This window comes from Paenibacillus pasadenensis DSM 19293 (assembly GCF_000422485.1).
Taxonomy (GTDB): domain Bacteria; phylum Bacillota; class Bacilli; order Paenibacillales; family Paenibacillaceae; genus Paenibacillus_O; species Paenibacillus_O pasadenensis.
The window spans coordinates 29889-48137 of sequence record NZ_AULW01000052.1 but is presented as its reverse complement, the minus strand read 5'-3'; the positions used below and the strand labels follow the sequence as shown (position 1 = coordinate 48137).

At 66.4% G+C, this 18249-nt stretch carries 16 protein-coding genes; 6 read left to right on the top strand and 10 right to left on the bottom strand.

The window, feature by feature from the left end; translation table 11 throughout:
- The first annotated feature begins 1 nt into the window (after window position 1).
- From H582_RS0107830 to wsfD, 3 genes are all read left to right on the top strand, one after another.
- The gene (locus H582_RS0107830) at window positions 2-796 is read left to right on the top strand and encodes an ABC transporter ATP-binding protein (protein WP_028598095.1); all 795 of its coding nucleotides are present in this window, start codon (window positions 2-4) and stop codon (window positions 794-796) included.
- A 270-nt stretch (window positions 797-1066) separates the two neighbouring features.
- Window positions 1067-2116 carry a glycosyltransferase family 2 protein gene (locus tag H582_RS26555; RefSeq protein WP_052333064.1) on the top strand — a complete coding sequence of 350 codons (1050 nt, stop codon included), beginning with the start codon at window positions 1067-1069 and terminating at the stop codon, window positions 2114-2116.
- A gap of 12 nt (window positions 2117-2128) precedes the next feature.
- Window positions 2129-3577, top strand: a complete 1449-nt coding sequence (gene wsfD, locus H582_RS26550; protein ID WP_052333063.1) for a glycan biosynthesis hexose transferase WsfD — start codon at window positions 2129-2131, stop codon at window positions 3575-3577.
- A gap of 162 nt (window positions 3578-3739) precedes the next feature.
- Here wsfD and H582_RS0107815 read toward each other — a convergent pair whose 3' ends face one another.
- Complete coding sequence (locus H582_RS0107815) at window positions 3740-5434, bottom strand: PucR family transcriptional regulator (RefSeq protein ID WP_028598094.1); 1695 nt, start codon at window positions 5432-5434, stop codon at window positions 3740-3742.
- 189 nt (window positions 5435-5623) lie between these two features.
- Between H582_RS0107815 and ald the strand changes: the two genes are divergently transcribed.
- Window positions 5624-6736 carry an alanine dehydrogenase gene (gene ald / locus H582_RS0107805; RefSeq protein ID WP_028598093.1) on the top strand — a complete coding sequence of 371 codons (1113 nt, stop codon included), beginning with the start codon at window positions 5624-5626 and terminating at the stop codon, window positions 6734-6736.
- A gap of 324 nt (window positions 6737-7060) precedes the next feature.
- On the opposite strand, the gene H582_RS0107800 is transcribed toward ald, so the two are convergent.
- The 4 genes from H582_RS0107800 to H582_RS29905 form a co-directional block, all read right to left on the bottom strand.
- Window positions 7061-7483, bottom strand: a complete 423-nt coding sequence (locus H582_RS0107800; protein WP_028598092.1) for a DUF948 domain-containing protein — start codon at window positions 7481-7483, stop codon at window positions 7061-7063.
- A 3-nt stretch (window positions 7484-7486) separates the two neighbouring features.
- Window positions 7487-8236 carry a general stress protein gene (locus tag H582_RS29910; RefSeq protein ID WP_084136843.1) on the bottom strand — a complete coding sequence of 250 codons (750 nt, stop codon included), beginning with the start codon at window positions 8234-8236 and terminating at the stop codon, window positions 7487-7489.
- Window positions 8237-8364: 128 nt separating this feature from the next.
- Window positions 8365-9783 carry an aspartate ammonia-lyase gene (gene aspA / locus H582_RS0107790; protein WP_028598091.1) on the bottom strand — a complete coding sequence of 473 codons (1419 nt, stop codon included), beginning with the start codon at window positions 9781-9783 and terminating at the stop codon, window positions 8365-8367.
- A gap of 173 nt (window positions 9784-9956) precedes the next feature.
- Window positions 9957-11342, bottom strand: coding sequence for a GNAT family N-acetyltransferase (locus H582_RS29905; protein ID WP_052333061.1), 1386 nt, complete (start codon window positions 11340-11342; stop codon window positions 9957-9959).
- A 124-nt stretch (window positions 11343-11466) separates the two neighbouring features.
- Here H582_RS29905 and H582_RS0107780 point away from each other — a divergent pair, with 124 nt between their 5' ends.
- Window positions 11467-11898 (top strand): hypothetical protein, encoded by a 432-nt coding sequence (locus tag H582_RS0107780; RefSeq protein ID WP_028598090.1) that lies wholly within the window; start codon window positions 11467-11469, stop codon window positions 11896-11898.
- 102 nt (window positions 11899-12000) lie between these two features.
- On the opposite strand, the gene H582_RS0107775 is transcribed toward H582_RS0107780, so the two are convergent.
- The 4 genes from H582_RS0107775 to H582_RS0107760 form a co-directional block, all read right to left on the bottom strand.
- Complete coding sequence (locus tag H582_RS0107775; protein ID WP_028598089.1) at window positions 12001-13233, bottom strand: cation:proton antiporter; 1233 nt, start codon at window positions 13231-13233, stop codon at window positions 12001-12003.
- Between the two features lie 2 nt (window positions 13234-13235).
- Window positions 13236-13730 (bottom strand): cation:proton antiporter regulatory subunit, encoded by a 495-nt coding sequence (locus H582_RS0107770; protein WP_028598088.1) that lies wholly within the window; start codon window positions 13728-13730, stop codon window positions 13236-13238.
- A 142-nt stretch (window positions 13731-13872) separates the two neighbouring features.
- Window positions 13873-14274, bottom strand: coding sequence for a hypothetical protein (locus H582_RS0107765; protein WP_028598087.1), 402 nt, complete (start codon window positions 14272-14274; stop codon window positions 13873-13875).
- Window positions 14275-14391: 117 nt separating this feature from the next.
- On the bottom strand, window positions 14392-16089 hold the full coding sequence (locus tag H582_RS0107760; protein ID WP_373864120.1) for a M3 family oligoendopeptidase: 1698 nt from the start codon (window positions 16087-16089) through the stop codon (window positions 14392-14394).
- 184 nt (window positions 16090-16273) lie between these two features.
- Between H582_RS0107760 and rbsK the strand changes: the two genes are divergently transcribed.
- Window positions 16274-17305, top strand: a complete 1032-nt coding sequence (gene rbsK / locus H582_RS0107755; protein WP_255309728.1) for a ribokinase — start codon at window positions 16274-16276, stop codon at window positions 17303-17305.
- Window positions 17306-17518: 213 nt separating this feature from the next.
- On the opposite strand, the gene H582_RS29900 is transcribed toward rbsK, so the two are convergent.
- Window positions 17519-18142 carry a TetR/AcrR family transcriptional regulator gene (locus tag H582_RS29900; protein ID WP_052333060.1) on the bottom strand — a complete coding sequence of 208 codons (624 nt, stop codon included), beginning with the start codon at window positions 18140-18142 and terminating at the stop codon, window positions 17519-17521.
- Window positions 18143-18249: the final 107 nt, after the last annotated feature.

Here is an 18249-nt window from a genome sequence, read left to right as displayed (position 1 = left end):
CATGCTGACGATCCGATCCGCTTCCAAGCTGTTCAATCCCGGCACCGTCGACGAGAAGGTCGCTCTGATGGACGTCAACCTGCATCTGGACAAGGGCGACTTCGTCACTGTCATCGGCAGCAACGGCGCCGGCAAGTCGACGCTCATGAACCTGATCTCCGGCGTCATGAAGCCCGATCTCGGCTCGGTGTCGATCGGCGGCACGGACATCACCGTCCGCTCCGAAGCGCAGCGCAGCCGCTGGATCGGCCGCGTGTTCCAGGATCCGATGGCCGGCACCGCGCCGAACATGACGATCGAGGAAAATCTCGCGATGGCGTACAACCGGGGCCGCAAGCGCGGCCTCAGCTGGGCGGTGACGAGCCGCCGCCGCGCCGTATTCCGCGAGCAGCTGTCCAAGCTCGGCATCGGCCTGGAAAATCGGCTCACCGCCAAGGTCGGCCTGCTGTCGGGCGGCGAGCGCCAGGCGCTCAGCCTGCTGATGGCGACGTTCACCGAGCCGGACATCCTGCTGCTCGACGAGCATACGGCGGCGCTCGACCCGGCCCGCGCCGAGCTGATCACGCGGCTCACCGAGACGCTCGTGCGCGAGATGAACCTGACGACGCTCATGGTCACGCACAACATGGAGCAGGCGATCCGCCTCGGCAACCGCCTCATCATGATGGACAAGGGCCGCATCATCCTCGACATCCCGGCCAGCCGCAAGGACGGCCTCACCGTCCAGCGGCTGCTCGGCGAGTTCGAGCAGATCAGCGGCCAAAAGCTGGCCGACGACCGGCTCGTGCTCGGCTGACAGGCAGGCCGAGCCGCCAGACGAGCCGTATCGCAGCGTCCAGGCCCGCCCTCGCAGGCGGCCTGGACGCTTTTTTTGATTGAAGCGACGCGCTGCGGGCAAGGCTGAGCAGAGAGGGCCGGCGCCGCCCGGCAGAAGCGCCGAGGGAGACGATTCCGGCATGCGATGGGGGAAGTTTTCGTCCGTTCATGCATGATTAAGGATTTCTGCCGAAGGATGAGGTATAATTAGGCATCATTTTGCCTCGGGCTCAGAGTAGGAGTGAAAGCTATGTTCAAGCAGCAGCCGATACTCGGCATCGTCGTGCCGTGCTACAACGAGGAGGAAGTGCTGGAGCTGACCGTCGTCGAGCTGGACGCGGTGCTGGCCGGCCTGGAAAAGGAAGGGCTCGTGTCTCCGGAGAGCTTCATCCTGTTCGTCAACGACGGCAGCCGGGACCGCACCTGGCCGCTCATCGCCGATCTCAAGGAGCGCTACCGCCGCGTCTCCGGCCTCAATCTGGCCGGCAACGTCGGCCATCAGAGCGCCTTGCTGGGCGGCCTCATGACGGCGCGGCGCCATGCCGACTGCCTCGTCAGCATCGACGCCGACCTGCAGGACGACGTCCGCGTCATCCGCGACATGGTGCTGCGCTACCGCGAAGGCTGCGACATCGTCTACGGCGTGCGCAGCAGCCGGCAGCGCGACACCTGGTTCAAGCGCACGACCGCCGAAGGCTTTTACAAGGTGATGGAAGGCCTCGGCCTGCGCATCGTGAACAACCACGCCGACTACCGGCTCATGAGCCGCCGCGCGCTGGACGAGCTGTCCCGCTTCTCCGAGGTCAACATCTTCCTGCGCGGCATGGTGCCGATGCTCGGCTACCAGACCGGCATCGTCTATTACGAGCGGCTCGAGCGGGCGGCGGGAGAGTCCAAGTATCCGCTCAAAAAGATGATCAGCTTCGCGCTGGAGGGCATCACCTCGCTGTCGGTGAAGCCGATCCGGATGGTGACGGCGGCGGGCTTCGCCGTGTTCGCCGTCAGCATCGTCATGGCCATCTACGGCATCGTCTCCAACCTGACGGGCCGGGCGGTCAGCGGCTGGTCGTCGCTCATCGTCTCGCTCTGGTTCATCGGCGGGGTGCAGCTGCTCTCGATCGGCCTGATCGGCGAGTACATCGGCAAGATCTACCGCGAGGTGAAGCGGCGGCCGCTGTACATCGTCGAGCGGGAGCTGCCTCCGGCCGTACGGAGCGGCGCGGGCGCTGGCGCGGTCCGCGAGCAAGACGAGGCAGAGCAGGAAGGGGCGTCCGCCGCTCCTGCCCATGCTCTTTCCTAGGGGGTACTACGATTGAACGAACGCATTAAGCTCGAATATGCCGCGGCCGCGGCCGCGATCGGCATCCTGATCGGGCTGCTGTTCGCCTCGCCGTTCGTCGGCATGGCCGACAACGGCGATTTCCTGCGCGTGCTCATGACGGCGGGGCTCGACTACAATCCGGCGGCCGTCAGCTACGAGGACCGGTTTTTCGGCTGGGCCAACCCGGTGTTCGCCTACGAAGGCCTTCGCGGCGCCTACATCACCTCCCAGCTGATTCCGGTCTACATCGCCCGCTCGCTCGGCTGGCTGTACGACCAGACGCTGTTCAACGTGCGCTTTCTCGGCGCGGTCTACTCGGCGCTGCTCGTCTCCGCCGTCTTCCTGATCGTCCGCTCCGGCAGGCGGCATAGCCTGTCCGCGGCGCTCATGCTGGCGGCGGGGCTGCTGTTCGTATTCCTCGACGTCCGGTATGTCGCGTATTTCAACTCGTTCTTCGCGGAGCCGGTGTCGCTGCTCTTCCTGCTGCTCACGGCCGCGTCCGGCCTGAGGCTGGCTCAGCAGGACAAGCCGACGACCGGGGCGGCGCTGCTCTTCTTCGTCTGCGCGTTCATGCTCGCGACGGCCAAGCTGCAGAATACGCCGATCGGCATCGTGCTGGCGCTGTACGGCCTGCGGCTGCTCCCGCTGCGCTGGGACCGGGCGTGGCGGCGCTGCGTGCTGTGGGGCTGCTCGACGCTGTTCCTGCTGTCCGCGCTGCTCTACGCGTTCGCGCCGGACGGGCTCAAGCATATCAACCTGTACCAGACCGTCTTTTTCGGCATCCTCAACGAATCGCCGGACGTCAAGGGCGACCTGCGCGATCTCGGCCTGCCGGAGAAGCTGGCGGTCAACGCGGGCACGAACTTCTTCCAGACGGACGCCCCGATCCAGCAGGAGGCGCCGGAGATGAAGGCGGACTTTTACGACCGCATGTCGCACGGCAAGGTGATGCTGTTCTACGCGACGCATCCGCAGCGGCTGATCGGCCTGCTCGACCGGGCGGCCGAGCGGGGCGTGCAGCTGAAGATCAGCTATCTCGGCAACTACGAAAAGAGCGAGGGCAAGCCGGCGCTCGCGCTCAGCGACCGCTACAGCGGCTGGAGCCGGCTCAAGGCGGAGTTCATGCCGCGCTCGCTGTGGTTCGTAGCGCTGTTCTACCTGCTCTACGCAGCCGTCTGCGTCGTCGAATGGCTGCGCGCCCGCAGCACGGCGGGCCGCATGACGGCGGAGCTGATGCTGCTCGTCGCGTTTGTCGGCGTCTTCTCGTTCGTCATTCCCGTCGTCGGAGACGGGCTGGCCGACCTGGAGAAGCATCTGTTCCTCTACAACGCGGCCTCCGACATGATGCTCGTCGCCGCCGCCGCATGGCTCGTCCACCGGATCGCCGGCCTGCTGCGCAGCCGGCGCGGCCGCAGCGGCTACGGATCGTACCGCTATTAAGCTCGGCGCTCATGCGCGCGAATGCCAAAGAACGTCCCCGCCAGCCTGGCGGGGACGTTCTTTTTATTGGGAAGGAGACTGACGCGCCAACCGCGTTTACTCGGCCTTCGTGGCCCCGCAAGGGAAAAAGTTCCCTTGCTCGCCGCGTCCCTCGGCGAGAGCTTACGCCTCGCCCGGGCCAGGGCCGCGGGCAATGGCGGCTCCGCTCCGGAGCTTGTACGCCATGAGCGCCATCTCCAGGCCGATCCGCTTATGAGGCTCGCGGAACGGATCGCCGATAAGCTCGTTCAGCCGCTCCATCCGGTTGTAGAGCGTCTGCCGGTGGATGAACAGCCGCCGCGCCGTCTCGTGCTTGGAGCCGAAGCATTTGAGGTACATGTCCAGCGTCTCGAGCAGCTGCCGGCGGGCTTCCTTCTCCAGCTGCAGGATCGGGCCGAGATGGTCCTGCACGTAGCCGCCCAGCAGCTGCGCGTCCGGTATCGCCTGCAGCAGCTGATAAGCGCCGAGCTCATGGTAAAAGACGGCCTCTCCAAGCTCCGGCACGCGCCGCGCGATCTCGAGCGCCTGGCCGGCCTCGCGAAATGCGGCGGGCGCGTCGAGCAGCGCTCCGCGGGCCTTGCCCGCGGCGGCGCGCAGCCGCATGCCGCCGAGCTGCTCGCCGGCGTAGCGCAGCGCGTCCTCGAGCACGCGCCGCGCGCCGCCGAGCAGCCGCTGCTCGGCGGCGGCGAACGAGCCGTCCGCCAGCAGCAGCAGCCGCGTCAGCGAGGCCGACTCCGCGTGCAGGCTGCCGCGCAGGCCATGCTTGCGCAGCAGCGTGCGCAGCAGCACGGGCAGGTCGCGCGCCGCTCCCTCGAGCCGGTCGCCGCGATCCTCGCCGTCGTCGGCATCGAGCTCGAGCAGCAGCGCGAGCGCGGCGCCGGCGCCGCCGGCAGGCAGGCCGGCGAGCGAGCGGGCCTGCTCCTCGCTGCGGGCTTTTCCCTCCATCAGCTCGGGGATGAGGCGGTCCTGGCGGCGCGCGTCATGCTCGCGGCTGAACTGCGTGCGCAGCGTCAGCGCGGCCGCGGCGGAGGCGGCCGCCTCCAGATAGGGCGAGCGCAGCTCCGCCTCCTCGGCGTCCTCGACGACGAGCCCGACGGCGGCCAGCAGCTGGCCGTAGCCGAGCACCGGGCGCAGCAGCAGCAGCCCGCCCTGCTCCAGCGGCAGCAGCAGCGGGCCGCGCCCGTCGCCGAAGCGCCCCGCCTGCTCCAGCTCGCGCACGTCGAGCCCGGCCAGCTCGCGCTGCTCCGGCTCGGCGGCAAGCGGCGGATGATGCCGGTCCGGCTCAAGCAGCGAGTAGAACAGCGTCTGCCGGCCGGTGTCGGCATGCAGCAGGCGCAGCACGGCGGCGATGTCGCTGTGCTGCAGCGTCAGCTGCTGCAGCCGCCGCGCGAAGCGGTCGGCCGCATCCTGTTGCCCGCGCCGCCGGCCGAGGATGAGGGCGTGGATATCCTGGGTAATATCGGAGAAACGGACCGGCCGGTCAAAGACGATGACGGGAAAGCCATGCTCCTCCGCCAGCTCCAGCACTTCCTCCGGCACTTCGTCGATGCTCGTGCCGAGCTCGAGGATGAGGCCGGCCGCTTCCTGCACGATCAGCTGGCGGACATAGTCGAGCCGATCCTGGATCGACTGTTTGAGCCACAGTCCTGTGGTAAGAATAAGATCATGGCGGCTGACGAAAGGCGCGTTGCGCACGATCTCGATCACATGCACCCACCCGACCGGACGGCCGATCCCCCGGCCGCCCGCGGCCAGCCTGGCGCCTGCGAACAAGGGGCGCTGCAGAATGTCCCGTACTTGCAAGTCCGTCACGTTCATGGAGGGACAACACCTTTCCGTGGAGCATATAGTTGAAGCAAGGAGACGCCTTCCGGTTCATGTCAGCTATCGGCAACACGTCGACCCGCGGCGGCGAAAGCTTCGACAACGTGTAAGATGCCGCCCGTCCCGCGCTGCCGTACCATAGAAAAAGGAAAACAACCCTATTATAGACGAGGTGCCTGTCCCATGAAAATCGGAATTCCGAAGGAAATCAAAAACAACGAGAACCGCGTCGCCCTTACCCCGATGGGAGCGGCCGAGCTGATCCGGGCCGGCCATAGCGTGCTGATCGAGCGCGGCGCAGGCGAGGAAAGCGGATTCGCTGACGCGCTGTACGAGGCGGCTGGCGCGTCGATCGCGCCGGAAGCAGCGGAGGTATGGGGCAGGAGCGAGATGGTGATGAAGGTGAAGGAGCCGCTGCCGGCCGAATACGTCTTCTTCCGGGAAGGGCTGCTGCTGTTCGCCTATCTGCATCTGGCGGCCGAGCCGGAGCTGGCGGAGGCGCTGCGCGCGTCGGGCGTGACGGCGGTCGCCTACGAGACGATCCGCGTGAACGGCGCGCTGCCGCTGCTCGCGCCGATGAGCGAGGTGGCCGGCCGGATGGCGGTGCAGGTCGGCGCGCAGATGCTGGAGAAGGCCTACGGCGGCAAGGGCAAGCTGCTGTCCGGCGTGACCGGCGTGAAGCGCGGCAAGGTGACGGTCATCGGCGCGGGCATCGCCGGCACGAGCTCGGTGCAGCTGGCGGTCGGCCTCGGCGCGGATGTGACCGTGCTCGACACGAACACGAACCGGCTGCGCGAGCTGGCGCTCGTCTTCGGCAGCCGCCTGCAGACGCTGCAGTCGACGACGCACAATCTGGCGGAGTCGGTGCGCGAGTCGGATCTCGTCATTTCGACCGTGCTCATCCCAGGCGGCAAGGCGCCGAAGCTCGTCACCGAGGAGATGGTGCGCTCGATGGAGAAAGGCTCCGTCATCGTCGACGTGGCGATCGACCAGGGCGGCAGCGTCGAGACGATCGACCGCATCACGACGCATGACGATCCGGTATTCGAAAAGCATGGCGTGCTGCACTACGCCGTCGCCAACATCCCCGGCGCGGTGCCGTACACATCGACGATGGCGCTCACGAACGCGACGCTTCCGTTCGCGCTGCAGCTCGCCTCGCTCGGCGCCGCGGCCGCGATCCGCGCCTCCCAGCCGATCCGCGAGGGCGTCAACGCGATGGGCGGCCATATCACCTACGAGGCGGTCGCCCGCGACCTCGGCTACACCTATAAGCCGGTGCTGGAGCTGGTGTAGCGGACTCGTCCGCATGTGAGTCCAGCAGGTCCGTCGGGAGCAGGATGGGATGTGTCCTCCCTTCCTCTGAACGGCGGCGTCGGGGAGCGTAAAGCGCCTCGGCTCATGCCAGTGGTTTCCTTGCACGCCCCAGCGGCCCGAAAAAGCCCCTCTCGCATCGCGAGAGGGGCTTTTGGCCGGTCGGCGGAAGCGCGGCCGGCGACATTCGGGCTGCCGTCTGCGTCCGACGCTTCGGCCTCGCGAGCCGATCCGCTACCGGCTGCGGCGGAAGCGCGAACCGCCCTTCCGCTACCGGCTACGGCGGGAGCGCGAACCGCCCTTCCGCTACCGGCTGCGCGGACCTGGAGCTGCCGAAGGGCCGCCGATGCGGATCGAGACGGCTTCGCCCGGGAGCGGGCGGCTCGGGCGCGGTGCGGCGCCGGGACGGGAGCCGCCGCTTTTTTCGGCCATTGCCTGCTTGAACGATTCGGCGACCTGATGGATGACGTCGCCGACGTCATGAGCGCTGTCCAGCAGCGGATCGACCGTCGTGATGCGGCCTTTCACCTCGCGGATCGTGCTGTTCGCCGTCCGGACGAGGGAGGTCGCTTCGCCCGCGAGCGGATCGATCCGGCCGCGCAGCTCGGCTACGGTCTGCTGCACCTCGTCGAGCGTCGAGCGGAGCTTGCGCAGCGACTGGATGCCGAACCAGGCGACTGCGGCCAGGGAAAGGGAGGCGAGCGCGGCGCTTGCTCCTGCGAGCGTCATCGCTTACTCCCCCGCCGGAGGAATCGGCACGATCAGCTCCTGCGCCGGAGCGGGAGCGTCGACCGTGCTCTCGCCGGGCCGCGGACCGATCAGCACCCGCACGTCCTCGGCCGCTGCGCCCGATGCGGCTCCGGCCGCGGCGGCGGATTCCTCCCGCACCCGGTTCAGGCGGACAGCGCGGTCCGCCGAGCCGGGTGCCGCGGCCTCGTCTCGCAGCCGGCCCCTGTCCAGCGCGAGCGCCTCCGTTGCCGCCGATTCGGCGGCAGCCCCTTCGAGCGAGCCGCATGCCGTCACGATCCGCTCCGCCAGCGCCTGATTGCCTGCGTCGGCCGTAGCGATGACGAGCACATGGTCCTGCTCCACGAGCGTCCGATACTGCTCCGCTTGATGATCCGGGATGCCGAGGCCGGCGAGGCCGCCGACCAGCGTGCCGGCGCTGCCGCCGAACGCCGCTCCGGCCAGCACCGTAGCGATCGGGCCGGCCGCCAGCAGCGGCCCGATGCCGGGCACGAACAGCAAGCCCGCCGTCGCCAGCACGCCCGCCGCCCCGCCAAGCACGGCCCCGGCCAGCCCCCCGGACACCATGCCCTCCGAAGCGTTCGTTCCCGTCTGCGACTCGACCCGGCAAACCTCCTCGCGGGTCCGCCGTATGACCGAAAGCTGCTCCTTGCTCCAGCCGGCGGCCTTCAGCTCCTCCATCGCATGCAGCGCATCCTTCTCCGTCCGGAATATCCCTACCACTGGTGCCGTCATCTCGATTCCTCCTCGGTTGGTCGAATGTCCTCTCTGTCAGCTCGAGCTACTCAGAACATCACCAAGGGGACAAGCGGCGCAAACAAGGCGGACGGGCAGGGCGGCAACATTTATTTTAGAACCGGAATTTACTTCGCGTCCTCCAGCAGATGCTCGCCGGCGATGCCGGGCGAGGTCATCGCGTACGGATCGAGAATCTCGGTCATCTCCTCCGGCGTGAGCAGGCCGCGCTCGAGGATCAGCTCGCGGATCGTCAGGCCGGTCGCGAGCGCCTCCTTGACGAGCTGGGCCGCCACCTCGTACCCGAGATGCGGGTTGAGCGCGGTGACGATGCCGAACGAGTTCGCCACATAGCTCTCGCAGCGCTCGCGGTTCGCCTGCATGCCCTCGACGGCATGGCGGAGGAACACGTCGACGCCGTTGCGCAGAATCTTGAGCGACTGCAGCAGGTTGAAGGCGATGACCGGACCCATGACGTTGAGCTCGAACTGTCCCGCCTCGCATGCCATGCACAGCGTATGGTCGTTGCCCATCACCTGGAAGGCGACCTGGTTGACGACCTCGGCCATGACGGGATTGACCTTGCCCGGCATGATCGACGAGCCCGGCTGGCGCGGCGGCAGCGACAGCTCGGCCAGGCCGACGCGCGGACCGGAAGCCATCAGGCGGATGTCGTTGCATATTTTGGACAGGTTGACCGCGCACACCTTGAGGGCGGCCGACAGCTCGGTGTAGGCGTCGCTGTTCTGCGTGGCGTCGACGAGATCGTCGGCGGCGCGGATCGGCAGCCCCGTCTGCTCCTGCAGATGGGCGATGACGGAGGAAATGTACTCCGGCTTGGCGTTAAGGCCGGTGCCGACCGCCGTCGCGCCCATGTTGACGGTCAGCGCATGAAGGGCCGCGCTGCGGATGCGACCGATGTCGCGGCCGAGCACGGCGGCGTAGGCGCCGAATTCCTGGCCGAGGCGGATCGGCACGGCATCCTGCAGATGCGTGCGGCCCATCTTGATGACGCCGTCGAACTCGTCGCGCTTGGCGAGGAAGCCGTCCTGCAGCGCCTGCAGCGCCTCGAGCAGATGCTGGGTCAGCGTATAGGCGGCGATGCGCAGCGCGGTCGGGATCGCGTCGTTCGTCGACTGCGACATGTTCACATGGTTGTTCGGACTGCAGTGGAAGTAGTCGCCCTTTTCCCGTCCGAGCAGCTCGAGCGCCCGGTTGGCCAGCACCTCGTTCATGTTCATATTGATGGACGTCCCGGCGCCGCCTTGAATGCTGTCGACGATGAACTGGTCGAGCAGCTGCTGCTCGATCACCTCTTCGGACGCCTTCACGATCGCTTCGCCGATCGACGACTGCAGCAGATGGACGTCCATATTGGCGCGTGCGGCGGCTTTTTTCACATGGGCCAGCGCGACGAGCAGCTCCGGATGGATCGGCACGCCGGTGATCGGGAAGTTTTCGACGGCGCGGAGCGTCTGGATGCCGTAATAGGCGCTCTCCGGAACTTCTTTTTCTCCAAGAAAGTCATGCTCGAGTCTAAACGCCATCTTCTATTCATCCCTTCTGCATATCCTTCTCTCGTACAAGCCGAGGGTGAAGCCGGGCAGATTCTACCATGCGCCCCGCCTTTCCGTCAAAAGCTCGCGCTAATGCTCTGCCGCGAAACAGAAAGCGTCCTTCGCGGGCAGCAAGGCGCACGGGCGAAGGACGCAGGAGCCGGTCAAATATAGCTGAGTCCGGCCGTATACGGAAACGGGAGCGGGAAGTAGGTCCGCAGCAGCCGGGCTTCGGCATCGGTCAAAGGCAAATGGCGGCTCGTCCCGCTCGAGGGGCGGGGGTCGGCCGGGCATTCCGCCGCGGCGGAATTGCCGGTGCGGCCCATGGCCCGAGCCCGGCTCGAAGCGCCGCCGCCCTCGCTCGCGGCCGCCGATTCGGCCTCGGCGCTGCCGCCGGAGGCGCCGGCGAGCGCCGGCAGCAGATCCGCCGAATCGCGTTCGCGCTCCGCGGCCTGCTGCCGGACGAAGGCGTCCGGACCGTCATCCGGCTCGGCGTCGGGTCCGTCGAACAGGAGCAGCGTCCAGTCGCGCGCGCTCAGCGGAATGAGCCGCCCGTCCAGCGCGAGGGCATGCTCGCCCTCGGCCAGCCGCTCGACGGTCCAGTCCGGGAGCCGGCTGCCGGCTGCCGCCGCTTTCGCCTCGAAGTAAGGCTGCAGCTGCCGCCAGAGCAGCGGCAGGTTCATGATGCGGACGGTGCCTTGGTTGTGGCTGTCGGTGTAAGGATGCCCTTCCAGCAGCTGCATCATGCGGCGCTCATGGGCGGAAGCGAACAGCAGCAGGGAGGACAGCTTCAGCTGCGCCATCCCTGCGCGCGCGAGCGGCAGGACGTCGGCGGCCTTGCCGCCCCATTCGACGACGAACGGCTCCAGGTCGGAGCCGTCCGGGATCGGTCCGGCGGCGATGACGACATAGGCGAGCAGCCGACCGGCAGCCTCGGCGACGAGCACCTCGTGATGGAAGCCGTACATCGCCGCGACCGCTTCGCTCGCCAGCTCGGACGCGAAGTCGGGGATGCTGCGCAAATAGCCGGCCGGCTTGGCGTCGGCAAGCTCCTTGAGCCGGAACCAGTCGTCGGCCGCCATCGGCCGGACGCGCATGCCCGGCGGCAGCGTCTGCGCCATGTCCGTCGCGGCGGCGAGACGGTAGCGGCGCACCGAGCCGAAGGCGTGGCAGCCGCCCCGCCGGTAGAGGGAGCGCGTGCCGGAGACGAGCATGAGCGCCGCTTCCATCCGCTCCGCCTGATGGAAAGCTTCCTGGAGCAGCACGCTGGCATGTCCCTGCCCCCGATAGTCGGGATGCGTGCAGACGGAGCCGAGCGCGCAGACGCTCAGCAGCGCGGGGCCGATCCGGATCTGATGGGGCACGAACCCGATGAACGAGACGAGGCGGCCCTCCTCGGCGATGCCGATCGACAAGCCGATCGCCGGATCGAAGATGCGGGGAAAGCTCGTCCCCATCGAGGGCTCGCCTTCCTCGCGGAAAATCCGGTCGGCGAGGGCGACGGCCTCGTTCAGCTCCTGTCGGTTCAGGCGCTTGCGCAGCTGCTTCATGCGGACTCACTCCTTTGGCGGCAAGATGCGGATGGAGAGAAATATGGCGCGGCGGGCTTCCATCCATTCCAAATCTAGAAACCTATCATATGCTATCCTATCCTCGTTGGAAAGGAGGGTTCCTATGTCCCGCTTCCTTGATCTCAAGACTAGCCAGAACGCCAGCTTCGCGAACTCGATCGCGATTCCGATCACGATCATCAACCAAAATCAGCTTATCGCCCAGCAGACGCTCGACCTGACTACCGGAGTCTCCGGTCAGACGCGGGTCGATTTCGTCGGCATGATGGCCATCCAGCTCGGCTTGCTGCCGGTGGCGACGACGGTGACGATCAGCGTCGTGCGCGGCACGCTGCCGACGGATACGCTTGTCTTCTCCGCTGCCCAGGTGCTCGACATCAGCCTGCTCGGACCGCAGCTCATCAATATCGCCGGCTCCGACTTCTTCGCTCCGAACGCCGTCCAGACCTATACGGTATTCGCCTCGGTCACGGCTCTCGGCGCCACGCGCGTCGGACCGGAAAGCTTCAACTTCATCGGCTCCTCCGACACGTAGGGCAAGCCGGCAAAAAAGAAAGCGGTCAGCAGCCTAGGGCTCTGACCGCTTTTTGGCGAGTGGAGGGACCGGCGCGGCGGCAAGGCGCCGGCCGGCGAATCGTCAGCTGCTCGTCTCCGGAGCCTGCTGCTGCCGGCGATCGTAGCGAGCGTTGAACTTGAAGATCGGATCGAGCACCCGGAACACCCACTTGCTCTCCTTGGTCAGCAGCGGTCCGAGGATCGCGAGGATCAGCACGTACAGCGCGGCGAACGGCTGGATGATGGCGGCCAGTCCGCCGGCCATCGCCAAATTGGCCATGATGATCGAGAACTCGCCGCGCGCGACGATCGTCAGGCCGATCTTGGCGGAGGCGTACGGCGGAATGCCCGCGCTGCGGCCCGCGAGCATGCCTGCGGCGAAGTTGCCTACCAGCGTGATCGCGACAGCGCCGAGCGCCATCCATACGGCTCCGCCAAGGGCGGTCGGATCGATCGTGAGGCCGAAGCTGAAGAAGAACATCGCTCCGAAGAAATCGCGGAACGGAAGAATGAGCTTTTCGATGCGGTGGGCATGCTGGGTCTCGGCCAGGACGAGCCCGACGAGCAGCGCGCCGATCGCCTCGGCGACGTGGATCGTCTCGGCGAAGCCTGCGATCAGGAACAGCGAGCCGAATACGATGAGCAGGAACAGCTCGTTGGAGCGGATGTCGAGCCAGCGGTTCAGCTGAGGGACGAGCTTGCGTCCGACGATGAGCACGCCGAGCATGAACACGAGCGCGATCAGCGCCGACAGCAGCACGCCGCCGAGGCTCGAGGACGAGCTGAGCACGAGGCCGGATACGATGGAGATGTAGAGGGCCAGGAAGACGTCCTCGAACATGATGATGCCGAGGATCATCTCGGTCTCCTGGTTGGCGGTCCGCTTCAGGTCGACGAGCACCTTGGCGACGATGGCGCTGGAGGAGATCGTCGTGATGCCGGCGATGATCAGCACCTCGGACAGCGGCAGGCCGGTCAGGAAGCCGTAGAGCAGGCCGAGCGTGAAGTTGATGCCGATGTAGATGCTGCCTCCGACGACGATCGACTTGCCCGACTTGATGAGCCGGCCGACGGAGAATTCAAGGCCGAGGTACAGCAGCAGGAACAGCACGCCGATGCGGCCGAAGAAGTGGATGAGCTCGGCGCTTTCGACGAAGCGGAAGTCGAAGTGTCCGATCTTGAACGCATGCGGGCCGACGAGCATGCCGACAATGATGTAGAACGGGATGACGGAAAACTTGAGCTTGGCGGACAGGATGCCGGCAAGCGCGACGAGGCCGATGGCGAGGCCGATTTCCATGACGAGATGGTCCATCGTCACTCACATCCGTTCTTCAGGATGTCGCGGAACGCCTTTTGCTGGCTGCGTTCGCCGGCTACGATCAACAGTGCCTCCTCGGTGAGGACCAGATCGGGTCCCGGGTTGATGTGCTTCGTCGCTCCGCCTTTCTCGACGACGGCGAGCACGCTGGCGCCGGACCGGTTGCGGACGCCGAGCTGCCCGATGGAGCTGCCGACGCTCTTGTAGGTCGGCTCCACGCGATACCATTCGATGATGAGATCGTCGAGCACCATCTCGATGTTTTCCAGCGCGCGCGGCTTGTATTGCATGCCGCCGACGATGGAGGCGAGCATGCGCGCCTCGTCGTCGTCGAGCGAGAAGACGGGCTTGAAGTCGTTGTCCCGATCCGCTTCCATATAGCACTCGCGGCGGCCGTCGTCATGCACGACGACGATCAGCACGTCGCCCCCGCGCGATTTGATCTGGAACTTTTTGCCGATTCCCGGCAGGTACGTCTCTCTGATGTCCATACATCTACCTCCTGTAGTGGGTTCTCTCCTCTAGTGCGTTAGCTTGCCGAAAAAAGCCGAATCCTATCGCTCCCCGCCGAAAAAGCGGAGAGCGTCCGCACCGCGCGGCGACAGGCCGGGCGGGCGGAGGTCGAGCCTTGCGTCAGGCGGCATAAGAGGCGCTGCGGACAGGAGCGAGCAGGCAGCGGATGAGCCGGCGGGAGACGGATGGCGCGGTGCGCAGCTTGCGCGACCAGGCGGGAGCGGCGAATACCGCGGCCAGCATCAAAATCGCGGCGGCCAAGGGCGGCGCGAGCGCGGACGGAGCTTGCGACGGAGGATCGGGACGATGGAGCGGACCCGACTGCTCCCGTTCGGCCGCATAGGAGCGGGCCGTCACGGGCACGCCGGTGTCGAACGAACGGGACATGGCGCTTTCGGCGGCCGTCCCGGCGGAGGCCGCTTCCGGCAGCAGGATCGGAGGGGTGGGGGTGGAGCAGATCAGGATCAGGGCGACCAGCAGCAGCGTAAGCCAGCGTGCGGGCGAGCCCGAGCGATTCATCATGACCTTTCCCCCCTTTTTGTTAGCTAATTACCCTTATTATACGGAATAAAAGCGATTTGGTGGCAAAAAACAGCCCTTTTCCTTGAAATTCAAGGACAGGGCTGCGGGAAAAAGGGCTTAGAAGCTGCTGTCGTCGACGTTGTCGAGCCAGCTGCGGATCTCGCCGATGACGCTCGTCACGGAGCCGTCCTCGAACGGAGAGAGCAGCCCCGCGCTAGCGGCGAGCGCGGTGAAGGACTTGCTGCCGCCGAGCCGGCAAAGCGCGAGGTAGTGCTGCCAGGCGGCGTCGAAGTCCTCCCTTGAGCGCTTCCAGAACTGGAAGGCGCACAGCTGGGCCAGCGTGTAGTCGATATAGTAAAACGGCGTCTGGTAGATGTGGCTCTGGCGCTGCCAGCGGCCGCCGCCTTCGAGGTAGGCGTTGCCGTCGAAGCTGCGATGCGGCGTGTAGAGACGCTCGATTTCCCGCCACTTGGCCTTGCGCTCGGCCGGCGTCGCCTCGGGATGCTCGTAGACGAAGTGCTGGAACTCGTCGACGCTCACGCCATACGGAATGAAGCTGAGCGCGGAGGCGAGATGGTCGAAGCGGTATTTGTCCGTATCCTCCTGGAAGAACAGCTCCATCCACGGCCAAGCGAGGAACTCCATGCTCATGGAGTGGATCTCCGCCGCCTCCATCGTCGGCCACAGGTACTCCGGCACGTCGAAGCCGCGGCTCATGTACACCTGGAACGCGTGGCCCGCCTCATGCGTCAGCACGTCGATGTCGCCGGAGGTGCCGTTGAAGTTGGCGAAGATGAACGGAGACTCGTAATCGAAGATATAGGTGCAGTAGCCGCCGCCTTCCTTGCCCTTCTTGCTCAGAAGGTCGAGCAGCTCGCGCTCGGACATGAACGTGAAGAACTCGTCGAGCTCGGGGCTCATCTCGCGGTACATGCGGCGTCCCTGCTCGAGGATCCAGTCGGGATCGCCCTTGGGCGTCGGGTTGCCGCTCTTGAAGCGGAAGCCCTCGTCGTAGTAATGGAGCTTGTCTACGCCGATGCGGGCTTGCTGGCGCTCGTACAGGCGGGAGGCTACCGGCACGATATGCTCGCGCACCTGGCGGCGGAAGTTCTCGACCATCGCCGCGTCGTAGTCGGTGCGGCCGAGGCGGTCGTAGCCGAGCTGCACGTAGTTCTCGTAGCCGAGCTGGCGGGCGATGCGCGTGCGCACCTGGACGAGCTCTTCATAGATGCGGTCGAGCTCGGCCTCGTTGCCGGCGAGGAAGCCGAAGGCCGCTTCGCTGGCGCTTTTGCGGGTGGCGCGATCCGTCGATTGGGTATACGGCGTCAGCTGGGACAGCGTGCGCTCCTCGCCGTCGAACGGAATCCGGGCGGAGGCGATCAGCTGGTTGTATTCGGTGCACAGCTTGTTCTCCAGCTGGAGGTCCTCGATGATCTCCGGCTTGAACGTCTTGAGCGCGAGCTCGGCCGTGCGCAGCAACTGCGTGCCGTACTTCTCCTCGATCCCGCTGCGGAACGGAGAATCGGTCAGGGCACGGTAGTAGTCCGTGACGTACTCCTGCAGAATGGGGGACGTCTCGTCGGCGTAGTCCTGCTCGGCTTTGTAGAAGGCATCCTCGGTGTTGATGGAGTGGCGGATGGTGACGAGCTGGAACATCGTCTCGATCTCGTTGCGCAGCTTGTTCACGGCGGAGATCGCCTCCAGCTGCTCCTCGAGGCTGGCGGCGGCGCGCATGGCGGCGATTTTTTCCTTGAAGGCATCGGCTGCCGCTGCGCGGTCCGGCCGTTCGTAGCGGTATTCGCTGAATTTCAACACGAGGGACACCTCTTTCATTATCGTTGTCGTCTACAGGAAACAATCTCCATTATACCGAATCGGCGATGGCCGGTGGAGGCGAATTTCCTTATAGCCGTGCTTTCCCGCCATCGCTCCCCTGCGCAGGGAGCTTGAAATGAGCTAGAATGAGAGAGGCTGAAATGAAGGAAAGGTGCGTGTAGGCATGATGAAGCAAGGAGCGGACGAGAGGAACGGAGCGGCTCCGGAAGCGGCGGCGCAAGAGCGGGACATTCAGGGAGGCGCGGCGGCAGCGCCGCGCGTCGCCGTGGCCGGCAGCCTCAATATGGATCTGGTCATCAGCATGGGCCGGATGCCGCTGGCCGGAGAGACGATCAGCGGCAGCGCGCTGCATACGCTGCCCGGCGGCAAAGGCGCCAATCAGGCGGCCGGCTGCGCCCGGCTTGGAGCGGCGACCGAGATGATCGGCCGCGTGGGCGATGATGCCTTCGGCAAGCAGCTGCTGGAGCAGATGCGGCGGATGGGGGTCGGCGCCTCCGGCATCGGCGTCCACCCGAGCGAGCCGACCGGCGTCGCCTCGATCTATCATACGCCGGAGGACAACTGCATCGTCATTGTCGCCGGCGCGAACGGGGAATGCGGCGAGGCGTGGGTGGAAAGCCGGCGCGAGTCGATCGAGCGCGCGCAGGCGCTGCTCGTGCAGCTCGAGATCCCGCTGGAGGGCGTGCGCGCGGCGCTGCGCATCGCCCGCGAGGCCGGCGTCGCGACGGTGCTCAATCCCGCGCCGGCGCAGCAGCTTCCCCGGGAGCTGCTCGAGCTCGCCGACTACATCACGCCGAACGAGACCGAGTTCGCCGCCTTGACGGGGGCATCCGCCGAGTCGGAGGACGAGCTGCGCGAGGCGATCGCCGCCTGGCAGGCAAGCGTCGGCGGCCGCGTCATCGTCACGCGCGGCGCCGCCGGCTGCTCGTTCCTCGGCGAAGACGGACGCCTCGTGACGGTGCCGGCGCCGCGCGTCGAGGTCGTTGATACGACCGGAGCCGGCGACACGCTGAACGCGGCGCTGTGCGTCAAGCTCGCGGAGCTGGCCGCGCAGGGAGCCGCCGCGGGCGACGCCGAGCTGCTGGAGGCGCTGCGCTTCGCCGTGCAGGCGGCCTCGCTGGCGGTGACGCGCTTCGGCGCGCAGGACGGCCTGCCCTCGCGCGAGGAGGTCGAAGCGGCGCTGCAGCAGGCTTGAGGCTTGAGGCGCGTTCGCGCCAGCCGGCTGTGCCCTGGCGACAGCAGGGTTGGCTTCGGCCGCCCCGACCGTTCTTCCGAACGGCCGGGGCGGCTTTTTCGCGTCGGACCAAGGCGATGCGGGAGGACGCCGACAGAAAAAATCCGAAGCATCGCGGGCGCGATGCCTCGGATCGGGGAAGCCGCGCGTGTGAAAAAAGCGGACGGCGCGGCGCTACTCCTCGCGGAACAGCGGCCGGATCGCGGTGCAGACGATGCGCCGGACGATCTCCTCGGGATCGACCTCCAGCTTTTCGTGCAGATGAAGCAGCGACTGCGGCGAGAACAGCGAGATGAGCAGATGGGCGCTCACGGCCGGATCGACCGCCTCGATCGTCTGTCCCTTGGTCCGGGCCTCGTCCAGCAGCGTCTGGATCGTCTCGTACAGGAAGCGGTAGGGAGGGCTCTCATAGAACTGCTCGATCTCCTTGAACGTGTTGCGCCCGTTGTAGATCGCCGTGTGCATCGCTTCGACGATGCGGCTGTCCGCGATCAGATGCTCGACGACGAGCGTCGCCAACGCCGCCAGACGCACGCATGGAGGCTCGCCGGCGAGCGCTTCCAGCCGGACGAGGATCGACTCCCGCAGCCTGTGGAACTCCTCCTCCATCAGGCATAGGCACAGGTCGCCCTTCTGGGCGTACCGGCGGTACAAGGTGCCCTGGCCGACTCCGGCCGCCTTGGCGATCTGGTGCATGCTGACCGCATCGACGCCATGCTCGGCGAACAGGCTGCGCGCCGTATCCAATATGGATGCGCTCAGCTCGCGGGATCCTTTTCGTTTATCCGGAATCGGCATGCGCTTTCATCTCTTTCCTGAAAAGTTTACAACTAAAAAACGTCGTTGACAGGCGGACAATTGTCCGCTATAGTCAAAACGTTTCCCATAAGCGGACAATTGTCCGC

Coding starts and splice junctions, on each gene's coding strand:
- H582_RS0107765 (WP_028598087.1), bottom strand. CDS start 14,274: ATGATGAATCGCTCGGGCTCGCCCGCACGCTGGCTTACGCTGCTGCTG.
- aspA (WP_028598091.1), bottom strand. CDS start 9,783: ATGGCGTTTAGACTCGAGCATGACTTTCTTGGAGAAAAAGAAGTTCCG.
- H582_RS0107770 (WP_028598088.1), bottom strand. CDS start 13,730: ATGGACATCAGAGAGACGTACCTGCCGGGAATCGGCAAAAAGTTCCAG.
- H582_RS0107775 (WP_028598089.1), bottom strand. CDS start 13,233: ATGGACCATCTCGTCATGGAAATCGGCCTCGCCATCGGCCTCGTCGCG.
- ald (WP_028598093.1), top strand. CDS start 5,624: ATGAAAATCGGAATTCCGAAGGAAATCAAAAACAACGAGAACCGCGTC.
- rbsK (WP_255309728.1), top strand. CDS start 16,274: ATGATGAAGCAAGGAGCGGACGAGAGGAACGGAGCGGCTCCGGAAGCG.
- H582_RS29910 (WP_084136843.1), bottom strand. CDS start 8,236: ATGACGGCACCAGTGGTAGGGATATTCCGGACGGAGAAGGATGCGCTG.
- H582_RS29905 (WP_052333061.1), bottom strand. CDS start 11,342: ATGAAGCAGCTGCGCAAGCGCCTGAACCGACAGGAGCTGAACGAGGCC.
- H582_RS29900 (WP_052333060.1), bottom strand. CDS start 18,142: ATGCCGATTCCGGATAAACGAAAAGGATCCCGCGAGCTGAGCGCATCC.
- H582_RS0107800 (WP_028598092.1), bottom strand. CDS start 7,483: ATGACGCTCGCAGGAGCAAGCGCCGCGCTCGCCTCCCTTTCCCTGGCC.
- H582_RS0107815 (WP_028598094.1), bottom strand. CDS start 5,434: ATGAACGTGACGGACTTGCAAGTACGGGACATTCTGCAGCGCCCCTTG.
- H582_RS0107780 (WP_028598090.1), top strand. CDS start 11,467: ATGTCCCGCTTCCTTGATCTCAAGACTAGCCAGAACGCCAGCTTCGCG.
- H582_RS26555 (WP_052333064.1), top strand. CDS start 1,067: ATGTTCAAGCAGCAGCCGATACTCGGCATCGTCGTGCCGTGCTACAAC.
- H582_RS0107830 (WP_028598095.1), top strand. CDS start 2: ATGCTGACGATCCGATCCGCTTCCAAGCTGTTCAATCCCGGCACCGTC.